Origin of the sequence: Aquibium sp. ELW1220, from assembly GCF_030398385.1 — a bacterium.
GTDB lineage: Bacteria > Pseudomonadota > Alphaproteobacteria > Rhizobiales > Rhizobiaceae > Aquibium.
Genome location: NZ_JAOAOQ010000005.1, coordinates 23094 through 44998, shown reverse-complemented (window position 1 = coordinate 44998; position 21905 = coordinate 23094). Strand labels below are relative to the sequence as shown.

Here is a 21905-nt window from a genome sequence, read left to right as displayed (position 1 = left end):
TTCCCGGAATCCTCAGTCCATGTTCTTCTTGATGAAGCCGCCGGTGGCGGTGATCAGTTCGTCCACCTGCTCGACGCCCGTGAAGGCATTGAAGACATGGTCCATGTCGCGCACGAAGAGTTCTTCGTCACCGGTGTGATAGTCGAGCAGGATCTGGCCCGAGACCGGCTGCGGATAGACCACGTCGTCCTTCGTGCCGACGGCGACGAAGAGCGGACCCGCGTAGCGGGTGATTTCGGCTACCGGATCGATGGCGTAGAGGCTTTCGAAGAAGCCAGACTTCAGGGCGATCTCCGCGCCCCAGGGCAACGTTACCGTCACGGGCTTCCCGCCCGAGGCCAGCCCCTCCTTGAACTTGTCCGCCCCGAACATCAGCGCGATTGCCGAAGCCATGTTGGTGCCGGGCGCCCACAGCGCGACGGCGTCGAGGCTGTGCGTGGCGCGCGCCGCAACCGCGGCCCCGACCGCACCGCCCATGCTCCAGCCAACCAGGCCAAGACGGCTGGCGTCGACGCGGCCGCTCCGCGCCAGCCAGTCGAGCGCAGCCAGGCCATCGGCCACATGCGCCTGAATCGTCGAGTCGGCGAATTCGCCGTCGCTGTCGCCATTGAAGCGGTAGTCGATCCGCAGGCTGGCGATGCCGTCGGCTGCCCACACGCGCGCGGCGCGGGCATAGATGCCTTCCTTCGCCGCGGGGATTTCCAGCTCGTCGCGGCTGCCGGTGAAGCCGTGCAGGAGCAGGACCGCCGGCGGGTTCTCGACGCCATCGGGCATATTCAGCGTGCCGACGACGGTCATGCCCTCGACCGAGAAGGTCACGCGCTCCTCCGCGGCCGAGGCGAGCGCGGGAGCGCAGAAAAAGGCGGCGGTCAGGACGAGGCGGACGAGCATGTGCGGATTCTCCGGTGGGTCAACGGTGCCGCTGGCAAGGGCGCGGCGCTGCGCTGCGCTGCGCTGCGGACTGTGTCCCGATCGGGCGGAGACGTAAAGGTGCAAACGGCATCGGGTGTTTCGCCCTTCCATCGAAGGGCCGTCGTTGCCCAAAGCGCGCCGTGATATTATTCATCCGAATAGTTGACTATTGACGATATACAGTATATTCAACCTTATGGGTGAATGAATGGACGACGACGAGCGCCTTTCACGGATTCTCAAGGCCGCCGGAGACACCACGCGGCGCAGGATCCTGACGCTTCTCGTGCAGGAAGGTGCCCTGCGGGTGACATCGCTCGCGAGCCATTTCGAGATGTCGCTGAATGCCGTCTCCAAGCACATCAAGGTGCTGGAGGAGGCGGGACTGGTGACGCGACGAACCTTGGGCCGCGAGCATTTCATTGCCGCCGAACTGGAACCGCTGACGCGGACCGAAGCCTGGTTTGCGGAGCTCAAATCGATCTGGGACCTGCGTCTTTCGGCGCTGGAACAAATGATCCTGTCGGAGGACGACCGATGAACGAACTGGAACTGACGGTGAAACGGACGATCGCCGCGCCACGTGAAAAGATCTTCGAGGCGTGGCTGACGCCGGCCAAGCTCGCGATGTTCATGCGCACGGCCAGGGACGGGCTCGCCGCCCCCAGGGTCGAAACGGATGCCGTAAAGGGCGGCAAGTTCCTGATCGTGATGGCGACAGTCGACCGGGAGGTACCGCACACCGGCACCTATCTCGAAATCGACCCGCATTCCCGCATCGCCTTTACTTGGGAGTCCCCGCATTCGCCCGAAGGCAGCGTCGTGACGCTCGACCTTGCCGAGCCGACCCCGGGCATGACGGAGATTACGCTTCACCAGGTGAAGTTCCACAGCGAAGGATCGCGCCGGGGTCACGAGGAAGGATGGTCCGCCATTCTCGACCATGTCGAGGGTAGCCTGAACTGAAGCGGGATCGTCGCGCCTGTCGCCGCCCTTCGGGACGGCGGTCTGGCTGGCCCCGGCCAACCGAAGCCGGAAATTCCCGTTCGACACCCCGGTGCTGCGCCGCTATAAGCCCGCGCATCAACGGACATCGTCATCCATGGCAGACAGCATCGAACAGGCGGTCGCGCGCCGCCGCACCTTCGCGATCATCGCGCACCCGGACGCCGGCAAGACCACGCTGACCGAAAAGCTGCTCCTGTTCGGCGGCGCGATCCAGCTCGCCGGCGAGGTGAAGGCCAAGAAGGACAAGATCCAGACCCGCTCCGACTGGATGAAGATCGAGCGCGAGCGCGGCATCTCGGTCGTCACCTCGGTGATGACGTTCGAGTATGGCGACAACGTCTTCAACCTGCTCGACACGCCCGGCCACGAGGATTTCGCCGACGACACCTATCGCACGCTCTCGGCGGTCGACAGCGCCGTCATGGTGATCGACGCTGCCAAGGGTATCGAGCCGCGGACGTTGAAGCTGTTCGAGGTCTGCCGCCTGCGCGACATTCCGATCGTGACCTTCGTCAACAAGATGGACCGCGAAGCGCGCAACACCTTCGAGATCCTTGACGAGATCGAGGAAAAGCTGGCGCTCGACACAGCGCCCGTCACCTGGCCGATCGGCCAGGGCAAGACCTTCTCCGGCACCTACCACCTGGCCCAGAACGCCATCCGCCATGGCGACGCAGAAGCGGAGCGCACAAAGGTAAACGGCCCCGACTCCAACCGGGTCGCCGGCCTGCTTCCGGAGAACGAGCGCGAGACCTTCATCGAGGAGCTGGAGCTCGCCCGCGAAGCCTGCCGGCCCTTCGACCTCGCCGCCTTCCGCGAGGGCCACCTGACCCCGGTCTTCTTCGGCTCCGCCCTGCGCAATTTCGGCGTGCGCGACCTGATCGAGGCGCTGGGCGACTGGGCGCCGCCGCCGCGGGCGCAGGAAGCGGACACGCGCACGGTGGAGGCCACCGAACCTGCGATGAGTGCCTTCGTCTTCAAGATCCAGGCCAACATGGATCCCAACCACCGCGACCGTATCGCCTTCGTCCGGGTCTGCTCCGGCGAACTGAAGCGCGGCATGAAGGCGAAGCTCGTGCGCACAGGCAAGCCCATGAGCCTCTCGGCGCCGCAGTTCTTCTTCGCCCGCTCGCGCATCACCGCGGACGAGGCCTATGCGGGCGACGTGGTGGGCATCCCCAACCACGGCACGCTCAGGATCGGCGATACGCTGACGGAAGGCGAGGAGTTCCTGTTCCGAGGCGTGCCGAATTTCGCGCCCGAGATCCTGCGCCGTGTCCGGCTCGGCGATCCCATGAAGGCCAAGAAGCTGAAGGACGCGCTGCAGCAGATGGCCGAGGAGGGCGTCGTGCAGCTGTTTTCGCCCGAAGACGGATCACCGGCCATCGTCGGCGTCGTCGGCGCGCTGCAGATCGACGTGCTGAAGGAGCGGCTCAACGCCGAATACGGGCTGCCCGTCGAGTTCGAGATGGCGCGCTTCTCCGTGTGCCGCTGGATCTCGGCCGACACGAAGGCGGAGCTCGAGCGCTTCGTCGAGAGCCATCGCGGCGACATCGCGCGCGATCTCGACAACGATCCGGTGTTCCTCGCCCCGCACGAGTTCGGGCTCAATTACGAGGCCGACCGCTGGAAGCAGATCCGCTTCGCAGCGATCAAGGATTACCAGGTGCGCGACGCGGCATGAGGCCTTCTGGCCTCAGCCTGCGACCACCAGCGCCAGGCCCGGGACGCGCTTGATCAGGCTGCGGTCCTTCACCAGGATGTATTCGAGATTGTGGCGGGCCGTGCGGGCGTGCTCCCGCGCCAGCGCCTCGGCGCGGCAGCCCTCGCGTCCGGCGATCGCCGACACGATGGCGCGATGCTGCTCCTGCGCACCGGTCAGCGAACGGCGGAAGGCGTCGATGTCGGCGCGGTTGGGCAGGAAGGCGGACGGCGAGGCAAAGGGCAGGCGCGAGGCGCGCTCGACCTCGCGGCGCACGGTCTCGCTGCCGCAGAGCGCGGCAAGTTCGCGGTGGAAGCGGGCGTTGAGCATCTCGTAGGCGTCGAAGTCGACTTGGCCCGGCCCGGCGCCGAAGCAGGCATCCAGCAGCCGCACGCACTCGGTGATGCTGGCGAGCGCCTCCGGCTCGACGCCGCGTTCGGCCGCGAGCCGCGCCGCGGTGCCTTCCATCACGCCGCGCAGTTCGATGGCGTCGATCACGTCCGACATGGCGAAGGAGCGGACGATGAAGCCGCCGCCGCGAACGCGGTCGAGCAGGCCTTCCTCAGCCAGCCTCGACATGGCTTCGCGGACCGGCGTGCGCGAGATCTTCAGGTCCTCTGCCAGCGGCACTTCGAACAGACGCATGCCCCCCGGCAGGTCGCCCGAAATGATCTTCTTGCGCAGCTCGATGAGCGCCCTTGTGGCGTGCGTGTTGGCCGACTGGTCCATCGTGTCCCCTCGTTCAGACGCGGAATGTATACACCACCGATCCCGCGAACGCCATTTGCCCCGATCCTGCCCGGCGCGGGACGTTTGACCGGTGTCAATGTGAAGACGTCCCCCCGGTGCTCCTCTCGCGCCAAACCGGAAGGAGATTCCCATGAGCTACCGCAGCATTCTCGTCCAGATTGACATCGACGGCGCGACCGAGCCGCGCATCCGCTTCGCCAAGGAAATCGCGCGCCGCTTCGATGCGGCGCTGATCGGCTATTGCGCCGCGCAGCCGCATCCGGCCGTCGCTCCCATGGACGGGGCAATCGTGGCCGGTGAACTGATCCGGCGCGAGACCGAGGAAATCCAGGCGCGCCTCGACGAGATCGCGCGCGTCTTCGCGGAGATGGCCGGTATCGACTCCTCCTTCCGCGGAATGGTCGGCGATCCGACCCGTAGCCTGACGGAACTGGCGCGACTGGCCGACCTGATCGTCGCCGGCCCCCGCGACGAACATCAGGGACGCGACGGCTACCGCGCCGTCGATCTGGGTGCGCTTATCCTGTCCGCCGGCCGGCCGGTTCTCGTCACGACGAGGAATCAGGCGGCTTTGAAGGGCGACCGTCTGCTCGTGGCCTGGAAGGATACGCGGGAGGCGAGGCGTGCGGTGGTCGACTCACTGCCCTTCCTGAAGACGGCACACGAGGTGAATGTCGTGACCGTCGAGGAAGACGACCGGGCGCACGCGCGCGAGAGCCTCGCCGATGTCGTAGCATTCCTCGCGGCGCATGGCGTGAAAGCGCGCTCGGAATGTCTCATGCCCGCCGACGAGGAATTCGGCGACACGCTCTCGACGACCGCTTTCGAGATGGGCGCCGACCTCGTCGTATCCGGTGGATACGGTCACAGCCGGCTGCGCGAATGGGCCTTCGGCGGCGTGACACGGCGCCTGATCGAGGCGAGTTCGACCAACCGGCTGTTCTCGAACTGACGCTGCCGTCCGGTCCGTGACTGGATGAAGCGCCCGCTGCGCCATGGGCGCTTCACGAGGCTGCCGCGAGCCGGACGCGGTCCGCCGCGGCCGAGGCTCCGTTTCAGCAGGCCCGATAGGCGGCGATGACGAAATGGGTGGAGGACTCGTCCGGCAGGTCGTCATTGGCGCAGACTGGCAATTCGCCGTGGACGGGTCGGCTGGCCTGCGATGCCCCGATCGGGATGTCCGGGTTGCTGAAGCTCGCCAGTTCCGCTTCCAGTGAGTCGAGGACGTCTTCGAGGACGGCCGGTTGCAAGGTCATCATGTCCGCTCTACCCATCGCCACACTAGGCCCCTGCCCTGCTGGTGACGTCCGGTATAGTACAGAAGCCTTTCAGGAACGTTGACGCAGCGTCATGTAAAGGCGGGTGTGTGCCCGTCTTTTTCACGGGACGGCCTCACCGACCATTCCGGCTCGGATTTCATTGAATGAAATGGTCGATCCGCCGGCCAATGGCAGAGCAACGGTCCCCCCGCTGAAGGACACGAAGGAAGCGGGTCCGTATAGGCTCAACGAAAGACGCCATTTCCCCGCCGCAGACGCTGGACTTCGGTCCGAAAATCGAAGGCGGTCGCCGACGCGGGTGAAGATGTCACATCAAAGCGCAGACGGTCTTCGTCTCGAGATAGTTGTCGAGACCCTGCGCGCCGTTCTCGTATCCCCAGCCGGATTGTTTGTGGCCGCCCTTCGGCAGTTCGGGTGAGAAGTAGGAGTGGCAGTTGATCCAGACCGTACCTGCGCGGATGCTGGCAGCGGTGCGGTGTGCGGCGGAAAGGTCGCACGTCCAGACGCTGGCCGCCAACCCGTAGGGCGTGTCGTTGGCCAGCGCCAGCGCTTCCTCCACGCTCTCGAAGGGCGTGACGGCGACGACCGGCCCGAAGATTTCTTCGCGCATCATCCGCATCGCAGGCGTCGCGCCAGTGACCACCGTCGGTGTGAAGAAGGCGCCGTCACGGACGCCGCCTGCGACGATCTCCGCGCCCTCCGCCGAACCCTCCTCGACATAGGCGGCGACGCGCGAGGCCTGGCCGGCGCTGACGAGAGGCCCGAGGTCGGTGTCGGCATGCAGGCCGTGGCCGAGACGCAGCGACGCTGCTTCGTTCCCCAGACCCTCGACCAGCCTCTCGAACACCGACCGATGCGCATAGACGCGCGAGCCGGCGACGCAGACCTGGCCGGCATTGGCGAAGATGCCACGCGCTATGCCGGGAATGGCGAGTTCCATCTCTGCGTCCCGCAGAACGATGGCCGGTGACTTGCCGCCCAGTTCCAGCGTCAGCTTCTTCAGGTTGCCGCGCGCCGCCCCCACGATGAGCTTGCCGACCTCGGTCGAGCCGGTGAAGGCGACCTTGTCGACCCCGGGATGGGCCGTCAGCGCCGCACCGACGGTCTCGCCTAGGCCGGTGACGATGTTGACGACGCCCGCCGGGAGGCCGGCCTCGACCAGGAGTTCGCCCAGCCGCAGCGCCGTCAGCGAGGTTTCCTCGGCGGGCTTGAGCACGACGGTGCAGCCTGCGGCCAGCGCGGGGGCGAGCTTCATGGCGGCCATCAGCAGCGGCGAGTTCCAGGGCGTGATGGCGGCGACGACGCCGATCGCCTCGCGGCTGGTGTAGGCGAATATCTTCCGGCCGGCCGGTTGATGCGCGATCGACGTGGGGATCGTCGAACCCAGGATCTTCGTCGCGTAGCCGGCGAAATACCGGAACTGCTCGGCCGATGCCGGTACTTCGCCGAATCGCGCCGTCTTCAAAGGCTTGCCCTGGTCGAGCGTTTCGAGTTCCGCAAGTTCGTCGGCATGACGGTCGATGAGGTCGGCGATGCGCCAGAGCAGCTTGCCGCGCGAGGATGGGGTCATGCCGCGCCAAGCATCGCTCTCGAAGGCAGCGCGGGCGGCGGCGACGGCATCGTCCGCGTCCGCCTCGGTTCCTTGCGCCAGCCGTGCCAAGAGCGCGCCGTTTGCCGGATCGAAAGTCTCGAAGCGCGCGCCGTCCGACGCGCCGCGCCAGGTACCGCCGATCAGGATCTGCTTGTCGGGGCGGCCGAGGAAGGCTCGCGCGGCCTCACCAGGCTGCGCTGGCTTGACATGGATGCTCATGGATGGTCTCCGGCCCGTGCGGGGCGAAGCGCCTCGGCGGCGGCGCGCGCGCCGCGCAGGATCGAATGATAACCGGTGCAGCGGCAGATGTTGCCTTCGAGCCCGGCGCGGATGTCGGCCTCGTTCGCATCGGGATTGCGGCGCAGCAGCGAAAGAAGAGCCATCACGAAACCCGGCGCGCAGTAACCGCACTGGAAAGCGTTTTCCGCCGCGAGAGCTTCCCGCAGGATCGCAGCGTCTGTTTCCGCGTCGAGCCCCTCGGGCGTGACGACGTCGCGGCCTTCGAACTGCCAGAGCATCAGCAGGCAGGCATTGGCCGGCTCGCCGTCGAGCAGCACAGTGCAGGCGCCGCAGCGGCCGACGCCGCAGCCCTCCTTGGCGCCGGTCAGGACCATGTCGTCGCGCAGGACGTCGATCAGCCGTCGGTCCGCGGCGGCCATCAGGCTGCGCTCCTCGCCGTTCAGCCGGAAGGAGACGGCGATGCCGTCGAGACCGCTCATGCCGCGCCTCCCAGCCTGTCGAGCATCCATTCGGGGTCGAGGGGCGCCATCGCCGGCCAGTGGCCGGTCGCGTCGGCTACGGCGTTGGCGATGGCGGGCGACACCGCGGCCAGGCCGAGCTCGCCTGTGCCGCGGGGACCGAAAGGATCTCCGGGATCGAGATCCTCGAGCGCAAAACTCGCCATTGCCAGCGGCGCATCGCCGATCGAGGGCAGCATGTAGCCGTCGAGATTGGCCGCCAGGTGGCCGCCCTCGCGCATCAGCGCATCCTCGGTCAGCGTGAAGCCGAGCGCCTGCACGCCGCCGCCTTCGAGCTGGCCGAGATAGGCGGCGAGGTCGAGCATCGGGCCCGCCGCGGTATGCTGGTTCAGGTCGAGCACGCGCAACTGCCCGGTAATGCGGCTCACCGCCACGCGTGCCAGCGTGGCGCCGAATGCGAATATCAGCCGGGCATTGCCGGTGAAGACGTCCGACTTCGGGAACTCGAAGCTGGTGGCGGCGAATGGCAGCTCGTCGGCCGGCAGGGCGCGGGCGAGATCGGCGAAGGAGATCGCGAGATCGCCGCTGTTCGATCCGCGCTCGGCGATGCCGCCGGGCACAACGACGAGCGACGCCGCCTCGCGCCCGAGCAGCCGGCCCGCGGCAGTGCAGAGCGCTTGCGCCAGCGGCTTCGCGGTCGTTTCGGCGACGCGCCAGACGACATAGGTGCCGCGGCTCGCCGTGGTGGAGCCGGAGTCGGGCGCCGCGCCCGTATCGCCCGTCACCGGCCGCACGTCGGCGCGTGCGCAGCCCAGTGCCTGCGCCACTGCGCCCTGGATGGAGGCAAGCAGGCCCTGGCCCATCTCGTCGAGCCCGTAGAGCGCCTCGATCGCCCCGTCGGGCGCGAGCCGCAGCGCGCCGCCGGCCGGATCGGGCGGCAGGGTGCCGAGGCCGTTGCCCTGGTAGGCGAGCGCCCAGCCGGTACCGAGGATCTCCGACCCGTCCTGCGACAGCCCGCGCGGCTTCGTCCAGAGCGGATCGGCCATCGCCGCGGCCAGCATCTCGTCGAGCCGTTCGGAGCCCGAGACGGTCTGGCCGAGATAGCCCTTCATGCCGGGCCGGCGCAGGTTCAGCGCGCGGATCGCGAAAGGATGGAGGCCGGCCGCCACCGCCAGCCGGTCCAGCTGGCATTCGACGGCATAGGTCATCTGGTTGGCGCCGAAGCCGCGGAAGGCGCCGCAGACGCCGTTGTTGGTATAGGCAAGCCGGCCGCGGGTGCGGACGTTTTCTACAAGATAGGGCCCGCAGGCATGTTCGAGCGCGGTCTCGAGCACGCCGGGACCGAGCGAGGCATAGGCGCCCGCGTCGGCCAGCACCTCGACCTCCTGCGCTACCAGCCGCCCTTCGGCATCGCAGCCGGTGCGCATGCGGATCGTCATCGGGTTGCGCTTCTGGCCGGCGAGCACGCTCTCGGCGCGGTCGAGCTGGAGGCGCACCGGCTTGCCGCTTTTCAGCGCGAGCAGCGCAAGCGCCGGCTGCACCGTCAGCTCGTCCTTGCCGCCGAAGGCGCCGCCGGTCGGCGAGGTAACGACGCGGATCGTCTCCTCCGGCCGGCCGAGGATGCGGGCGAGCTGCATGCGGTCGCGGCCGCCATGCTGGCCGCCGGCCGCGACGAAAAGCGTACCGTCGGGCTCGACCCGCGCATGACCACCCTCGGTCTCCATGAAGCCGTGCATCTGGCGGGGCGTCACGTAGACGTCCTCCACAATGTGGGCCGCCGCGCCAAACCCCGCCTCGACGTCGCCGTGCGTCAGGCCGAGCTCGGTTCGCAGGTTGCCGCCGTCATGGACGCGCGGCGCGTCCTCGGCCAGCGCGGCCTCGGGGTCTTCGACCAGCGGCAGTGGCTCGTAGACCACCTCGATCAGGTCGAGCGCCCGCGCCGCGGTCTCGGCGTCGACCGCGGCGACCGCGGCAACCGCGTCGCCGCGATGACGCACCTTGTCGAAGCAGAAGGCCGGCTGGTCCTGCACGACGATGCCGAAGGCGTTCTGCCCGGCAATGTCGCGATGCGTCACCACGGCGGCGACGCCCGGCAGGGCCTCGGCGGCGGCGGTGTCGATCGAGACGATGCGGGCATGCGGCATGCCGGCGCGCTTGATGCGGCCGACCAGCATGCCCGCTTCGCGCCGGTCGGTCAGGTATTCGAGCCGGCCGGCGATTTTGCCCGGTCCGTCCGGCCTGACGTGCCAACGTTCGCCGGCGCTGTCGCGCATGAGCAGGACTTCGTCCGGAGCCGCAACGTCGGTAAGTGAATGCTGACGGTTGTGCGCGGCAAACCTGCCCGGCGGGCGCCCGCCGAGCCCGTGCACCAGCGCGTTGGCGGCGACGATCCTGCGGTAGCGGCCGCTCCGGAAAGAGTCGTCGGATGCCGCGATTTCGATCACCAGCAGCGCATGCAGCGCGGTCCAGTCGATCGAGCCCAGCGGCGCACCGGCCAGCATCGCCTCGGCGCCGGAGAGCCGCGCCGGCGCGACGACGCCGCTGCCGACGGCGAGCCGGGCGCTGGCCACCCGTTCGTCGCGGATGTCGAGCAGGCCAGCGGCCGAGATGACGCCGGGCGTGAAGGCGGCGCGCAGGCCGACCTTGCGCCAGGTCCAGCGCGCCTCGGCGCTCTGCACCGGCACCAGCAAGGCTTCCAGCAGCTGCGGCGACGCGCGGTCTCGTCGCAGCCACGAGGCGAGCGGCAGCACGGTTTGCCCCTCCTCCGTCGCGACGACCGCGGTGGCGTCGAGCGCCAGCAGCGCCGGGATCAGGCAGCCCGTCCCGCCGGCGACGTTGCCGCCGATGGTGGCGAGCGTGCGCACCGCCGGGCCGGCGGTCGTTTGCAGCGCCGCGTGCAGCAGGGGCAGGCCGGCGCCCACCTGGGGGTCCCGCAAAAGGGCGGCGAGCGAGGTGAGCGCACCGATGCGCAGGCGCCCGCCATCCAATGATACGCCGCGCAGCGCGGCGATGCCGCCCAGGTCGACGAGCCGCGCCGGCCGCTCCTCGCCGCGCGCCCAGTCGAGTTGCAGCGCGGTGCCGCCGGACACGAAGCGCGCGCCCGGTTTTGCCGCCATCACAAGCGCCTCCTGCGCTGTGCGCGGGCGGCGCAGGCCGGGCGAGGGGCGGACGGTGACCGTCACGCCGCGCCCGCCGTGGTGCCGAAGCGGAGGCCCTTCTCCTTCAGCCAGCGCCGATACGCGATGGAGGAGGAGTCGGCCCGGGTCGGGATCTCCGCCCGCGGCTCGAGCGGCAGGAGCAGCGGGCGCTGGTTCTCCACGATGATCCGGTCCTGCAGGAAGATCACCTGCTCGAAGCGCAGCAGTGCGGTGTGGGTGGAGACGGAATCGACGAGATACATCACCGGCTGGGCGCGGCAGAGGTCCTCCTCCAGCGGCTGGATGAACAGCGCGATGGCGTCGAGCCGGTCGGGCGCCGTCGGGCAGACGCGGTAGAGCATGACCACGAAGGGGCTCGGCACCCGGTAGGTCAGGTGCACGAAGTCGCCCTTGTCCGCGGTGGCGACGATGCGCGGCTGGAAGAAGGTGCAGTTCGTCGCCCAGACCTCGTCGACGTCGCGGCGGATCTCGCTCAGATAGTGCGGCACCTCGGTGTGCGGCTCGGCGCCCAGGATGTCGGTGTGGACGAAGGGGAAATGCGCCATGTCGAGAAAGTTCTCGACCACGCGCAGGCCGGACGCGCGCATCGTCACCCAGCCGCAGGGCACGTAGCGGCGGTCCGGCTCGTCCGCCTCGGCGATCTCGACGATGCCGCGGTTCGGCCGCCCGAGCGTGGTGAAGACACAACCGTAGCGCTCCTGCACCGGCAGCGCCGGGCCGCGGCCGCCATCGACGAGGATCTCGCGGATCACCGGCTCGCCGTCGGCATCGCGGTACAGCTCGATGTGCTGGCCGAGCAGGCGCGTGCGCACTTCCGTCGCGGTCAGGTCTACCGCCGTCTCCACGGCGTACCAATCGTCGAGGGCTGCCCTGTCGGTGGTCTTCATGATCGGTCTCCCGTTCAGCTCTCCTTGGTCCACTGCCTGGTGCCGTCGGCGTGCTCGGCGAGCCAGGCGGCGCGGCGGGCGAAGAGGCCAGGGGCGACCGCGTGGATTTCAGCCAGGATGTCGGCCATCGAGGCAGTCTTCAGCGCGCCGTCCTCGACGAGGATATGGCCGTCGACCATGGTCATCGACACGTCGCCGCCGCGCACGGCGTGGACGAGGTTGTGCTGCAGGTTGAAGTAGGGCCCGTCGGGGAAGAAAGGCGTCATGCGCGGCGTGTCGGTGCGCACGGCGATGATGTCGGCGCGCTTGCCGACCTCGATCGAGCCGATCTCATGGTCCAGACCGACGGCCTTCGCGCCGAGGATCGTGGCCATGCGCAGCACCTGCCAGCTGTCCATCGCCGCGGCGTCGAGATGCTTCAGCTTGCCGAGCAGCGAGGCCACCTTCATTTCCTCGAACATGTCGAAATTGTTGTTCTCCTTCTCGCCGTCGGTGCCGATGCCGACCGGCACGCCCGCCGCCAGCATCTCGGCGATGGGGGCGATGCCGCTGGCGAGCTTCATGTTTGAGACGGGATTGTGCGCCACCGAGACCGGCCGCTTCGCGATCAGCTCCACCTCCGCCTGGTCGAGCCAGACGGCATGGGCGATCATCGCGCGCGGCGTGTCGAAGAAGCCGAGATCGTCGAGCACGAACATCGGCCGCTTGCCGTAGCGCTTCTGGAACTCGGCCAGTTCGATCTCGGCCTCGCTGCAATGGGTGTGGAATCCGGTGCCGTGGCGCTTCGCCATCTCCACCGCGCGCCGCTGCGCGGCGTCGTCGGCATAGAAGAGGTGCTCCAGCCCGACCCAGACGTTGACGCGCCCGCCCGCCTTGCGGTGCCAGCCCTCGATCAGCGCCTCGTTCATGTCGAGCGTGTCGAAATAGTCGTAGTCCGGGTGCTCGCCGACATAGGGCACCGCGACCAGCCGGTTGCCGATCGCCTCGGCGGCCTTGGCGCTGCCGTCCATGTAGCGCCACATGTCGACCACGGTGGTCGTGCCGCCGAGCACGGATTCGGCATAGCAGAGCCAGGACGCGGCCTCGGCCTCGTGCGGCTGCAGCATGCGGTGCATGGGATTGATGTGCAGCGTCAGCCAGTCCCACACCGGCAGGTGCTCGGCCGTGCCGCGCAGTAAGCCGGAATGAGCATGCGCGTTGACGAGGCCGGGCATCAGCACCGTGTTCGGCAGCGCCTTGACCGCGACATGCGGATGGGCCGCGACGAGCGCGTCGCGCGTGCCGACGGCCGCGATGCGCCCATCCTCGACCAGCACCGCGCCGCCGACGACGACGCCGTTCTGCGCATCCATGGTGAGCAGCGCATCGGCTGCCAGGATGAGTGCCTGCGTCATGAGCGTCGGTCCTCGGTTTTGCCGGCGCTGCGCCGGCCAGTATGGGAAAAAGCAAGCCTCATGCCAGCCCCAGCACGAAATTTGCCGCACGCTCGCCGATCATCGTGGTCGGCGCATGGGTGTTGCAGGTGGGAATGACCGGGATGACCGAGGCGTCCGCCACGATCAGGCCGTCGAGGCCGCGCAGCGAAAGCCTGCTGTCGACCACGGCGAGATCGTCCTCGCCCATCCGGCAGGTGCCGCAGGTGTGGAAGAAGGTCGAGCAGGCGTCCTTGAGGAATATCCCGGCCTCGGCGCGGGAGAGCCGCCGGTCGGGTGCGGCGAAACCGTCGAAGAGATGCGCGTTGACCGGTGCGGCGGCCATGTCCATCACCTGCTCGAAGGCGGCGAGCATCGCCTCGCGATCCTCGGCCTCGGCCAGATAGTTCGGCTGGATCTCCAGCGCCCCGCCGGGGCAGCCGTCCAGCAGGCGCAGATGACCGACGCTCTTCGATCGCATCAGCCCGAAGCCGAAGGAGAAGACGTCGCCCGACAGGTCGTAGCGGTCGCGCAGCGGCGGCTCGGCGCTGTTGCCCTGCACGGGAAAGGCGTGCACGTCGGCCTGCGGCAGGCCGGAGCGCGACTTCCAGTTCACCATCGAGCCGCCGCCATTGCCGGTGACCGGCCCGAGCGGCAGTTTCGACCGGACGACGCAGGCCTGCGCCAGCGGGTGGTCCTGCAGGTTCTGCCCCACGCCCGGCAACGCATGGACGACGGGAAGGCCGAGGCGGGCGAGTTCGGCCGGATCGCCTATACCGGACAGCATCAGCAGCCGCGGTGTGTCGATCGCGCCAGCCGCCAGCACCACGCGCTGATGCGCTCGGGTCTCCACCGTCCGGCCGGCGACCAGGTGCCGCACCCCGGCGATGCGGCCGTCTTCCACGATCAGGGAGACGGCGAGCGAGTCGGTGATCACGCTGAGGTTCGGCCGGTCGAGGATCGGCCACAAATAGCCAGTCGCCGAACTCCAGCGCCGGCCGCCGGCGATGTTGAAGTTGGAGCGCGTGGCGCCTTCGTTGTCGGGGCCGTTCGGATCGTCGATCACCGGGATGCCGATGGCGGTCGCGCCGTCGATCAGCGCCTGCGCCACCGGGTGCATCTCGGCGGCACGCTCGATGCGCAGCGGGCCGCCCGCGCCCCGAAACGCGGTCTCGCCGTCCTCCCAGTCCTCGCAGCGCCGGAACCAGGGCAGGCAGTCGGCGAAGCTCCAGCCCGCCGCTCCGGCCTCCGCCCAGGCGTCGTAGTCCATCGGATGGCCGCGATACCACATCATCGCGTTGATCGCCGTCGACCCGCCCAGCACTTTTCCGCGCGGGATGCCGATGACGCGGCCGTCGACATGCGGCGCCGGCGCATAGTCGTAGCCCCAGTCCCAGCGGCTGCGCATCAGCGGCACCCACTGCGCCGGGTCCTCGATCTCGGGAATGCCGATGCCCGCCGGCCCCGCCTCGATCAGCAGCACCTCGACGCCCGCATCCACCAGCCGCCGCGTCACCGCCGCGCCGCCGGAGCCGGAGCCGACGACGATCACGTCGTAGCCCCGGGCGAGCGGCCTTTGCGGGAGGGCGGGAAGGGCGGTCATGTCATCGCCCGCCCGTCAATTGTGCTCGCTCGGGCCCATGATGACGATGCCCTCCGTCGCTTCGACATGACGCACGAAGATGTACTTGTCCTCGCGGCCGTCGGAATGCTTGCGCTTGATGCCGGGCTGCAGGATGCCGTCGACCTTGGCGACCACGATGTAGGGCACGTCGGCCTTCAGCCCGGCCTCGCAATGGGCGTCGAACTCCTCGACGGTGCGCACCGTATAGGCTTGCTCGACGCCGGCCCCGCGGGCGATGGCGGCGAGGTCGACACGGCCGAAGGCGGTGTGGGTCGGCGGGCCGCCGATCGACTGGTAGCGCTCGTTGTCCCAGACCACGATGAACAGGTTCCTCGGCTGCTCGTTGCCGAGCGTGGCGAGGATGCCGAGATTGAACAGCAGGCCGCCATCGGTGTCGAGCGAGACGATGCGCCTGTGCGGCAGGCCCGCCGCCAGCCCGAAGGCCTGCGGCGTGACGCAGCCGAGCTGCTGCTGGAACAGGCTCGCCGCGCGCATGTGCGGGGCGGCGTTGTACCACTCGTCGACCGAACCGCCGAGCGACAGGATCACCAGTTCGTCCTTCAGGCGCGCGCCGAGCGCCGTCATGCAGTCATAGCGTTTCATCGCACCAACTCCCCGCCGAGCGCGATCGCGGAATGGTAGTAGGAGGCGTAGGACCAGGCATAGGCATCGACGATCGCGCGCTCGATGGCCTCCTCCTCGCGCACCACCCGGTAGGGAATGCGCAGCGCGTCGAGCACCGGCTCCATGGTGATGCCGTGGGGAATGGCCCACCAGTTGTTCTCGCCGAGCTCGCCGCGATAGCTCATCAGCATGACGACCGGGATGCCGGCGCCGAGACCCATGCGGGCGAGCGGCTCGACGGACGCGCGCAGGCCGGAGTTTTCCATGACCAGCGCCGCGCGCTTGCCCGACAGGAAGACCCCGCCGCAGATCGCAGCGCCCTCGCCCTCGTTGGTGACGCGGATCGTGCGGATGTCCGGATCGGCATCGAGCGCCGGATAGAGTTCCTTGAACAGCGAATCCGGCAGGTAGCAGACGATCGACACGCCCGCCCTCTTCAGCCCCCTGATCACCGCGTCGACGGCGCTCTGCTTCATCTCGTACTCTCCGTGGATTCCGAGATTGGCAAAGTGGAGGTGTTGTGCATAGACGATGATTCTGCGGCGTATCCGTGCGTCAAACGCAACATCTCACTCCCCCAGCCGCTCGACCGCACGCGCGAGCACGGCGGCGAAGGCGGAGGCTGCCTCCGACATCTCGCGCTCGCCGCGGGTGAGCAGCATCAGCCGGCGCGGCGGCACCTTTGGATCGCGCAGCGGCACGAAGATCAGGCTGCCTTCGGCGAGTTCCCGCTCGACGCCCAGCCGCGTCTGCAGGGCGGTGCCGAGGTTGCGGCGGGCGAGATCGCCCATCAGGGCGATCGAGTTGGTGCGGGTGCGGCGGGTGAGATCGATGATCGCCCGGCTGATCGCCTCGTTGACCGAGAGCCCGAGCGCCAGGCTCGCATCAGACAGGATCACCTGTTCGCCGGAGAGGTCGAACAGCTTCAGTTCTTTCCGACCCGCAAAACGGCTCGACGGATGAGCCACGACCCCGACCGGCAGCGATGCCGCGGCCAGCCGGCGGACCGTGCGCGGCACCCGGATGTCGAAAGCGATGGCGGCGTCGCATTCGCCGTCGGCCACCGCGTCGCAGGCCTGCTGCGAACTCGCCACCCGGACGTCGACGGTGATCAGCGGGTGCTTCGCCCAGAAGGCCTCCAGCGCATCGGGCATCAGCCCGCGCGCGGCGCTCTCCACCACGGCGACCGAAAGCGCGCCGCGGTTCAGCCCGCGCAGATCGTTGATCTCCGACCATGCGCGCGACAGTTCCGACGTGCTCAGCCGCGCGTGGTAGAGCAGCAGTTCGCCGGCGCTCGTCAGCTTCAGGCGCTGGCGCACGCGCTCGAAGAGCGGCGTGCCGATCTCGTCCTCCAGACCCTTGATCACCCGGCTGATCGAGGACGGCGCGACGTTGAGCACCTGCGCCGTCTGGCGCACCGAGCCGAGCCGCGCCACCAGCTGGAAGTAATGCAGGCGCGGCGAGACCAGCCCGGAGCGGAAGAGGTCCATCAGGCCGGTTCCACCAGGGGCACGATCTCCATCTGCGGCACCAGCACCAGGCCCTTGTCGGTGATGCGGATCTCGGGGATGACCGAAAGCGGGATCAGGTTGAAGCCCATGTAGGGGATGGTGCAGCCGGCCGCGTCCCACTGCGTCTTCATCAGCTTGACCTCCTCGGCCACCTCGGTGACACGCTTTTCGGACAGCAGGCCGGCGATCGGCAGTTCGACCATCGCGGTCACTTCGCCGTCGACCACCACGCAGACGCCCCCCTGCGTCGCCTCCAGTGCGCGCAGTGCCACCTGCATGTCGGCCTCGCTCACCCCGGCCAGGATGATGTTGTGGCTGTCGTGGCCGACCGAGGAGGCGACGGCGCCGCGCGTCAGGCCGAAATTCGAGAGCAGCCCGTGCGCTACGTTGCCGTCCGACTTGCCGTGCCGCTCCACCACCGTGACGAAGCACAGGCCGTGCCGCTCGAAATGCGCCTGCCAGTCGTTCGCCGGCTCGAGCGCGATCTTCTCGTGGCCGAGCGTGATACCTGGAAGCTCGGTGCGGATGGCGTTGACCGTGACCGGGCCTGTCGGCAGTTCGGGCACGAGCTTGATCTCTTTCGGCAGCTTGACGGTGTGGTAGGCGGCCTCCGGATAGCGATAGCGCGAGGAGAGCGCGGCATCGAGCACCGGCGTGATCGCGCGGTTCTCCACCACCAGCTCGCCGCCATACCAGGTGCTCACCGGCTTCATGCCATCGTCGAGCAGCACGAGGTCGGCGCGCCGGCCGCCGCCCATGCCGCCCACCTCGCCTTCGACGCCGAAGCGGGTCGCGCCGTGCAGGGAGCCCATGCTCCAGGCCTGCTCGGGGCTCATGCCGGCCTTGATCGCCTCGCGCACCACCCAGTCCTGCCCGAACAGCAGCAGGTCGTCGGCGTCGCGGTCGTCGGTGCAGACCGCGATGCGCTTGTGCGAGGCGCCGAGCTCGGTCACCGTGCGGATCGCCTGCGGCAGCGAGTGCCAGGGCGTGGTCGGCGGCCCGCCGCGCAGGAAGAGCCAGATGCCGGCCTCCAGCATGTCGTCGGCGATCTCGCGGTCGATCGCCTCGTGCGTGTCGGTGACGCCGGACGCGGCATAGGCGGAGACGAATTCGCGACCATAGACGTGGCCGGAGACGGGGCGGCCGCGCTGCAGCGCCGCGGCGAGGATCGCATGGCTGCGCTCGTCGCCCATCGCCACCTGCACGAAGTCCATCTTCTCGCCCAGCGCCAGCGCCTCCGGCCATCTGTCGAACAGGGCGCCGATCTTGTCTGCGGTCAGGTTGCCGCCAGCCGTCTCCAGTGCGGCAGAGGTGGCGGGCACGGTGGACGGCACGGTGAGGAAGATCGACAGCGGCGCCTGGCGCGCATCCTCCAGCATCGCCTCGACGCCCGCCACGTCCATCACGTTGCCGATCTCGTGGCTGTCGCAGAAGATCGTGGTCGTGCCGTTGAGCAGCGCGGCCTCGGCATAGGCGCAGGCCGTCACCATCGAGGATTCGATGTGGATGTGCGGGTCGACGAGACCCGGCGCGACGATGCCGCCCCTGGCGTCGTAGCGCTTCGCGCCGCCCTTGTGGCTGCCCGCCGGCTTGACGGCGGCGATGCGGCCGCCGGCGATCCACACCTCGCGGTCGGGCAGGATGCGCTCGGAATAGGTCGACAGCACGCGCGCCCCGGCGATGACGAGGTCCGGATCGGCGCGGCCGGAGGCGACGGCGGCGAGGTGCCGCGTCATCATGTGCAGCGGCGCGACAGAGAAGCGGGTGAGCGGAGCCATGGTGATCCTCGTGTCTGGCGGTGCGGCCGGCGGCGATGGCCGTCAGTGATAGTCCGGGATGCCCGGCATGGTGAGGAAGCCGGGAAGCGCCCGGAAGCGCCGCGCCCATTTGCGCAGTGCGGGATACTCGTCGTGGTCGACGCCGAAATCGCGGCTGAGCACGAAGGCCGGGAAGAGCGCGACGTCGGCAATGGTCGGCGCGGGGCCTGCGAACCAGTCCTGACCGGCAAAGCCGTTTACGGTCATCGCATCCTCCATGGCGCCGATCGCGCGGCGCGCACCAGCCCGCAACGCCGCCTCGTCGCCCGGCGTTCCGAACAGCGCGTTGGCCCGCGCCCGCGTGGCGACCGACAGATCGCCTGCCGCGAAGAGGAGCCATTGCATCGACAGAGCGAAGCCCGCGCCATCGGCCGGAAGCCAGCGACCCGACCCGTCCTGCGACCGCGAAAGATACGCCAGGATCGCCTCGGCGCCGAACAGCGTCAGGTCGCCGTCCTTCAGGATCGGCAGCGTGCCCATCGGGTTCATGGCCAGGAAGGGCGGCGTCTCCTGCTCCTTGCCGGGGAAGGCGTTCACGGCAACGATCTCGTGTTCGATCGTCAGCATCGAGAGCGCCAGGCGAACCTTGTAGCAGTTCTCGTCGAGGTCGTAATTGTAGAGCACCAGCGCCATCACACCGCCTCCGCCATTGCCGCCGCGGGACGCGCGCCGACCGCCGGCCCAGCGCCCAGCCGATGCCGCAACGCGCGGATCCACGCATGCCAGTGCGCCTGCCCGGCGCCCGCATAGATCGCAGCACTGCCCTCGATCGCAACATGCAGCGCCGAGCGCTGGTCGCCCAGCCGTTGCACCCCGAGCAACAGCGTGTCTCCGCCGACGGTCAGCCGCCACAGGGTCCCACCGACCTGCGAGAGTTCCCAGCCGGCTGTGCCTGCCACGAAGGGCGCGGCCGGCATTGCGCGGACGGCGTCGAGCAGCCCCTCGGTCCCGCAAGCCGCGTGCAGGCTCGCGACCGGCACCGTCTCGCCGTCACCCGGCGGCGGCGCGGCGCGGTCGGGGTCGGCGTCCGTGGTCGTCCAGATCATGCCGCAGGCCTCGACCGTGGCGAAGACCGGGACGGTGATCGTCGCCGGCACCTCGAGATCGGGATGGGCGGGGATGTAGCGGCAGCGGCCGGCCGTATCGTACTGCCAGCCATGATAGAGGCAGGCGATGTGGTCGCCGCGCACGAAGCCGAAGGAGAGCTTCATGCCGCGGTGCGGGCAGCGGTCCTCCCACACATGCGCGAGGCCTGAATTGTCGCGCCAGACCACGTACTCCCGCCCTGCGAGGTGGGTCCCGGCCGAAGTACCGGGATCGATGGAGCCCGAAAGGGCGACGGGGTGCCATCCTGGTGCCAAACTCATCGGTCGCTCGTCTCCATCTCCGACACGGCCTGCGCCGTGCTCCTGCAGTCCAGAACCAGGCAGTCGAGAGGCCCGAGGCTGCAGGCCATCTCGAAAGCGTCGATCAGGTCGTGCTGGCCGGTGACGTCGACGGTGACGACATGATCGTCGGCGCGCAGCACACGGGCATCGATATCCAGCCGCGCGGCGCGGCGCGCGGCGAAGTCGACGAAGCTCGACACGACGAAGCGGCCCTCGAAGGAGAGCCGGACGGTTCGGGTCAAAACCATGTCAGCGCCATATTCCTCATCACCGCGAGCCTGCTTTTCAGCCTTCCTGCCTATTTGTTGGGCGTTTGACTTCTCTGTCTAATTAGCCATCATTTTGGGGCTTGTGCAAGCCCTGCCGGCCTGCATATTGTTGCGCTATGGCACCCGGAACGGTACGCGCGGAGGCAAAATGTCGAACAAGTCAGACGCAGACATCCTGCCTTCCGGGGACCTCGAACGGCCCGTTGATGCCGTGTGTCATGGATAGAACGATGTCGGTCGAGGGTTTCGTCAGGGCATTGCCGAAGGTCGAGCTGCATCTGCATCTCGAGGGCGCCGTCTCCGCTGCAACATTTGCCGATCTCGCCGAGAAGAACGGCGTGGCGCTGCCAGCCGGCAAGCGGACGAGCGATCTCTACAGCTACGGCAACCTGCCCGACTTCCTCGCCATCTACGACCTCGTATGCGCCTCTATCCGGGACGCGGCCGACTTCTCGCGCGTCACCTTCGAGGCGCTGGAGCGCTGCGCGCTGGCCGGCGCGCGATACGTGGAACTGTTCTTCAGCCCGCATGCGCACCTGGCGCATGGTGTCGCTTATTCGACCATGCTCGAAGGGATCCTCGACGGCTTCCGCCGCGCGAAGGAAAGCTACGGCCTCGTGGCGACGCTCATCCCGGCGCACAGCCGTGAACTCGGTCCCGAGCGCGGCGAGCGCTTCCTCGACATGGTGCTGTCCGAACGCCCGGCACAGGTCATCGGCATCGGCCTCGATTACAACGAGGCGCCATTCCCGCCCGCTCCCTTCGCCGGGCTGTGGGAGCGCGCCAGAGCGGCAGGCCTCAACGTGACGGCCCATGCCGGCGAGGGCGGGCCGGCGACCTTCGTCCGCGACAGCATCGACCTCCTCGGCGTCTCGCGCATCGACCATGGCTACCATGTCGTGGACGACGCCGACCTCGTCGCGCGCTGCCGCGAGAGCCGCATCCCCTTCACCTGCTGCCCGAGCACGACGCTGGCTACCACCGTGTGGCGCGACCTCGGATCCCCCGACCACGCGATCCGCCGCATGATCGAGGCCGGGCTCAACGTCACCATCCATTCCGACGATCCGCCGATGTTCGGCACCACGCTCGACCGCGAATACGCGCTGATCGCCCGCAACTTCGCCCTTTCGCCGGAAACGCTCGGCCGGATCGCGCTCGCCGGCCTCGAAGCCTCCTGGCTCGACCCGGACACGAAACGACGCTGGAAGGCCGACTGGTCGGCCGAGATCGACCGGCTCGTCGCCGACCACACCTCTCAAGCCTGAACCGCC

Annotated in this window: 21 protein-coding genes; 5 read left to right on the top strand and 16 right to left on the bottom strand. The window is 68.6% G+C overall.

Translation table 11 applies throughout. The annotated features are described in order from the left end of the window. Positions 1–12 precede the first annotated feature (12 nt). Positions 13–891, bottom strand: a complete 879-nt coding sequence (locus N1F91_RS06235) for an alpha/beta hydrolase (RefSeq protein WP_289990891.1) — start codon at positions 889–891, stop codon at positions 13–15. Between the two features lie 229 nt (positions 892–1120). Between N1F91_RS06235 and N1F91_RS06230 the strand changes: the two genes are divergently transcribed. From N1F91_RS06230 to N1F91_RS06220, 3 genes are all read left to right on the top strand, one after another. Then, positions 1121–1453: a metalloregulator ArsR/SmtB family transcription factor gene (locus N1F91_RS06230; RefSeq protein WP_289990890.1), complete on the top strand. Its 333-nt coding sequence runs from the start codon at positions 1121–1123 to the stop codon at positions 1451–1453. Beyond that, positions 1450–1878: an SRPBCC domain-containing protein gene (locus tag N1F91_RS06225; RefSeq protein WP_289990889.1), complete on the top strand. Its 429-nt coding sequence runs from the start codon at positions 1450–1452 to the stop codon at positions 1876–1878. The genes N1F91_RS06230 and N1F91_RS06225 overlap by 4 nt, the downstream gene beginning before the upstream one ends. A 136-nt stretch (positions 1879–2014) precedes the next feature. After that, positions 2015–3604 (top strand): peptide chain release factor 3, encoded by a 1590-nt coding sequence (locus N1F91_RS06220; protein ID WP_289990888.1) that lies wholly within the window; start codon positions 2015–2017, stop codon positions 3602–3604. Between the two features lie 12 nt (positions 3605–3616). Here N1F91_RS06220 and N1F91_RS06215 read toward each other — a convergent pair whose 3' ends face one another. Then, complete coding sequence (locus N1F91_RS06215; protein ID WP_289990887.1) at positions 3617–4351, bottom strand: GntR family transcriptional regulator; 735 nt, start codon at positions 4349–4351, stop codon at positions 3617–3619. Between the two features lie 151 nt (positions 4352–4502). Here N1F91_RS06215 and N1F91_RS06210 point away from each other — a divergent pair, with 151 nt between their 5' ends. Further along, complete coding sequence (locus tag N1F91_RS06210) at positions 4503–5324, top strand: universal stress protein (protein WP_289990886.1); 822 nt, start codon at positions 4503–4505, stop codon at positions 5322–5324. 103 nt (positions 5325–5427) lie between these two features. Here N1F91_RS06210 and N1F91_RS06205 read toward each other — a convergent pair whose 3' ends face one another. The 14 genes from N1F91_RS06205 to N1F91_RS06140 form a co-directional block, all read right to left on the bottom strand. Next, positions 5428–5631, bottom strand: coding sequence for a hypothetical protein (locus N1F91_RS06205; RefSeq protein ID WP_289990885.1), 204 nt, complete (start codon positions 5629–5631; stop codon positions 5428–5430). A gap of 328 nt (positions 5632–5959) precedes the next feature. Then, positions 5960–7462: an aldehyde dehydrogenase family protein gene (locus tag N1F91_RS06200; RefSeq protein ID WP_289990884.1), complete on the bottom strand. Its 1503-nt coding sequence runs from the start codon at positions 7460–7462 to the stop codon at positions 5960–5962. After that, the gene (locus tag N1F91_RS06195; protein ID WP_289990883.1) at positions 7459–7962 is read right to left on the bottom strand and encodes a (2Fe-2S)-binding protein; all 504 of its coding nucleotides are present in this window, start codon (positions 7960–7962) and stop codon (positions 7459–7461) included. Before N1F91_RS06195 ends, N1F91_RS06200 begins: the two co-directional genes overlap by 4 nt. Continuing rightward, positions 7959–11123, bottom strand: coding sequence for a molybdopterin cofactor-binding domain-containing protein (locus N1F91_RS06190; protein WP_289990882.1), 3165 nt, complete (start codon positions 11121–11123; stop codon positions 7959–7961). The genes N1F91_RS06195 and N1F91_RS06190 overlap by 4 nt, the downstream gene beginning before the upstream one ends. Next, positions 11120–11986 carry an aromatic ring-hydroxylating dioxygenase subunit alpha gene (locus N1F91_RS06185; protein WP_289990881.1) on the bottom strand — a complete coding sequence of 289 codons (867 nt, stop codon included), beginning with the start codon at positions 11984–11986 and terminating at the stop codon, positions 11120–11122. Before N1F91_RS06185 ends, N1F91_RS06190 begins: the two co-directional genes overlap by 4 nt. A 14-nt stretch (positions 11987–12000) precedes the next feature. After that, complete coding sequence (locus N1F91_RS06180) at positions 12001–13380, bottom strand: amidohydrolase (protein WP_289990880.1); 1380 nt, start codon at positions 13378–13380, stop codon at positions 12001–12003. Positions 13381–13438: 58 nt separating this feature from the next. After that, entirely contained in the window at positions 13439–15001 is a 1563-nt protein-coding gene (locus tag N1F91_RS06175) for a GMC family oxidoreductase N-terminal domain-containing protein (protein ID WP_289990879.1), read from the bottom strand. Positions 15002–15016: 15 nt separating this feature from the next. Further along, on the bottom strand, positions 15017–15625 hold the full coding sequence (locus N1F91_RS06170; RefSeq protein ID WP_289990878.1) for a thiamine pyrophosphate-dependent enzyme: 609 nt from the start codon (positions 15623–15625) through the stop codon (positions 15017–15019). Further along, positions 15622–16122 (bottom strand): thiamine pyrophosphate-binding protein, encoded by a 501-nt coding sequence (locus tag N1F91_RS06165; protein WP_289990877.1) that lies wholly within the window; start codon positions 16120–16122, stop codon positions 15622–15624. Before N1F91_RS06165 ends, N1F91_RS06170 begins: the two co-directional genes overlap by 4 nt. Positions 16123–16215: 93 nt before the next feature. Further along, entirely contained in the window at positions 16216–17136 is a 921-nt protein-coding gene (locus N1F91_RS06160; protein ID WP_289990876.1) for a LysR family transcriptional regulator, read from the bottom strand. Further along, positions 17136–18935, bottom strand: a complete 1800-nt coding sequence (locus tag N1F91_RS06155; RefSeq protein WP_289990875.1) for an adenine deaminase C-terminal domain-containing protein — start codon at positions 18933–18935, stop codon at positions 17136–17138. The genes N1F91_RS06160 and N1F91_RS06155 overlap by 1 nt, the downstream gene beginning before the upstream one ends. 42 nt (positions 18936–18977) lie before the next feature. After that, complete coding sequence (locus N1F91_RS06150) at positions 18978–19607, bottom strand: glutathione S-transferase family protein (RefSeq protein ID WP_354670524.1); 630 nt, start codon at positions 19605–19607, stop codon at positions 18978–18980. Then, the gene (locus N1F91_RS06145) at positions 19607–20341 is read right to left on the bottom strand and encodes a Rieske (2Fe-2S) protein (RefSeq protein ID WP_289990873.1); all 735 of its coding nucleotides are present in this window, start codon (positions 20339–20341) and stop codon (positions 19607–19609) included. The genes N1F91_RS06150 and N1F91_RS06145 overlap by 1 nt, the downstream gene beginning before the upstream one ends. Further along, the gene (locus N1F91_RS06140) at positions 20338–20610 is read right to left on the bottom strand and encodes a hypothetical protein (protein ID WP_289990872.1); all 273 of its coding nucleotides are present in this window, start codon (positions 20608–20610) and stop codon (positions 20338–20340) included. Before N1F91_RS06140 ends, N1F91_RS06145 begins: the two co-directional genes overlap by 4 nt. A gap of 251 nt (positions 20611–20861) precedes the next feature. On the opposite strand from N1F91_RS06140, the gene add reads away from it, so the two are divergent. Further along, the gene (add, locus tag N1F91_RS06135; protein WP_289990871.1) at positions 20862–21899 is read left to right on the top strand and encodes an adenosine deaminase; all 1038 of its coding nucleotides are present in this window, start codon (positions 20862–20864) and stop codon (positions 21897–21899) included. Positions 21900–21905: the final 6 nt, after the last annotated feature.

Bases quoted from the DNA above. Each gene is read 5' to 3' on its own strand.
- N1F91_RS06235 (WP_289990891.1), bottom strand. From the start codon at position 891: ATGCTCGTCCGCCTCGTCCTGACCGCCGCCTTTTTCTGCGCTCCCGCG.
- N1F91_RS06230 (WP_289990890.1), top strand. From the start codon at position 1,121: ATGGACGACGACGAGCGCCTTTCACGGATTCTCAAGGCCGCCGGAGAC.
- N1F91_RS06225 (WP_289990889.1), top strand. From the start codon at position 1,450: ATGAACGAACTGGAACTGACGGTGAAACGGACGATCGCCGCGCCACGT.
- N1F91_RS06220 (WP_289990888.1), top strand. From the start codon at position 2,015: ATGGCAGACAGCATCGAACAGGCGGTCGCGCGCCGCCGCACCTTCGCG.
- N1F91_RS06215 (WP_289990887.1), bottom strand. From the start codon at position 4,351: ATGGACCAGTCGGCCAACACGCACGCCACAAGGGCGCTCATCGAGCTG.
- N1F91_RS06210 (WP_289990886.1), top strand. From the start codon at position 4,503: ATGAGCTACCGCAGCATTCTCGTCCAGATTGACATCGACGGCGCGACC.
- N1F91_RS06205 (WP_289990885.1), bottom strand. From the start codon at position 5,631: ATGATGACCTTGCAACCGGCCGTCCTCGAAGACGTCCTCGACTCACTG.
- N1F91_RS06200 (WP_289990884.1), bottom strand. From the start codon at position 7,462: ATGAGCATCCATGTCAAGCCAGCGCAGCCTGGTGAGGCCGCGCGAGCC.
- N1F91_RS06195 (WP_289990883.1), bottom strand. From the start codon at position 7,962: ATGAGCGGTCTCGACGGCATCGCCGTCTCCTTCCGGCTGAACGGCGAG.
- N1F91_RS06185 (WP_289990881.1), bottom strand. From the start codon at position 11,986: ATGAAGACCACCGACAGGGCAGCCCTCGACGATTGGTACGCCGTGGAG.
- N1F91_RS06180 (WP_289990880.1), bottom strand. From the start codon at position 13,380: ATGACGCAGGCACTCATCCTGGCAGCCGATGCGCTGCTCACCATGGAT.
- N1F91_RS06175 (WP_289990879.1), bottom strand. From the start codon at position 15,001: ATGACCGCCCTTCCCGCCCTCCCGCAAAGGCCGCTCGCCCGGGGCTAC.
- N1F91_RS06170 (WP_289990878.1), bottom strand. From the start codon at position 15,625: ATGAAACGCTATGACTGCATGACGGCGCTCGGCGCGCGCCTGAAGGAC.
- N1F91_RS06165 (WP_289990877.1), bottom strand. From the start codon at position 16,122: ATGAAGCAGAGCGCCGTCGACGCGGTGATCAGGGGGCTGAAGAGGGCG.
- N1F91_RS06160 (WP_289990876.1), bottom strand. From the start codon at position 17,136: ATGGACCTCTTCCGCTCCGGGCTGGTCTCGCCGCGCCTGCATTACTTC.
- N1F91_RS06155 (WP_289990875.1), bottom strand. From the start codon at position 18,935: ATGGCTCCGCTCACCCGCTTCTCTGTCGCGCCGCTGCACATGATGACG.
- N1F91_RS06150 (WP_354670524.1), bottom strand. From the start codon at position 19,607: ATGGCGCTGGTGCTCTACAATTACGACCTCGACGAGAACTGCTACAAG.
- N1F91_RS06145 (WP_289990873.1), bottom strand. From the start codon at position 20,341: ATGAGTTTGGCACCAGGATGGCACCCCGTCGCCCTTTCGGGCTCCATC.
- N1F91_RS06140 (WP_289990872.1), bottom strand. From the start codon at position 20,610: ATGGTTTTGACCCGAACCGTCCGGCTCTCCTTCGAGGGCCGCTTCGTC.
- add (WP_289990871.1), top strand. From the start codon at position 20,862: ATGTCGGTCGAGGGTTTCGTCAGGGCATTGCCGAAGGTCGAGCTGCAT.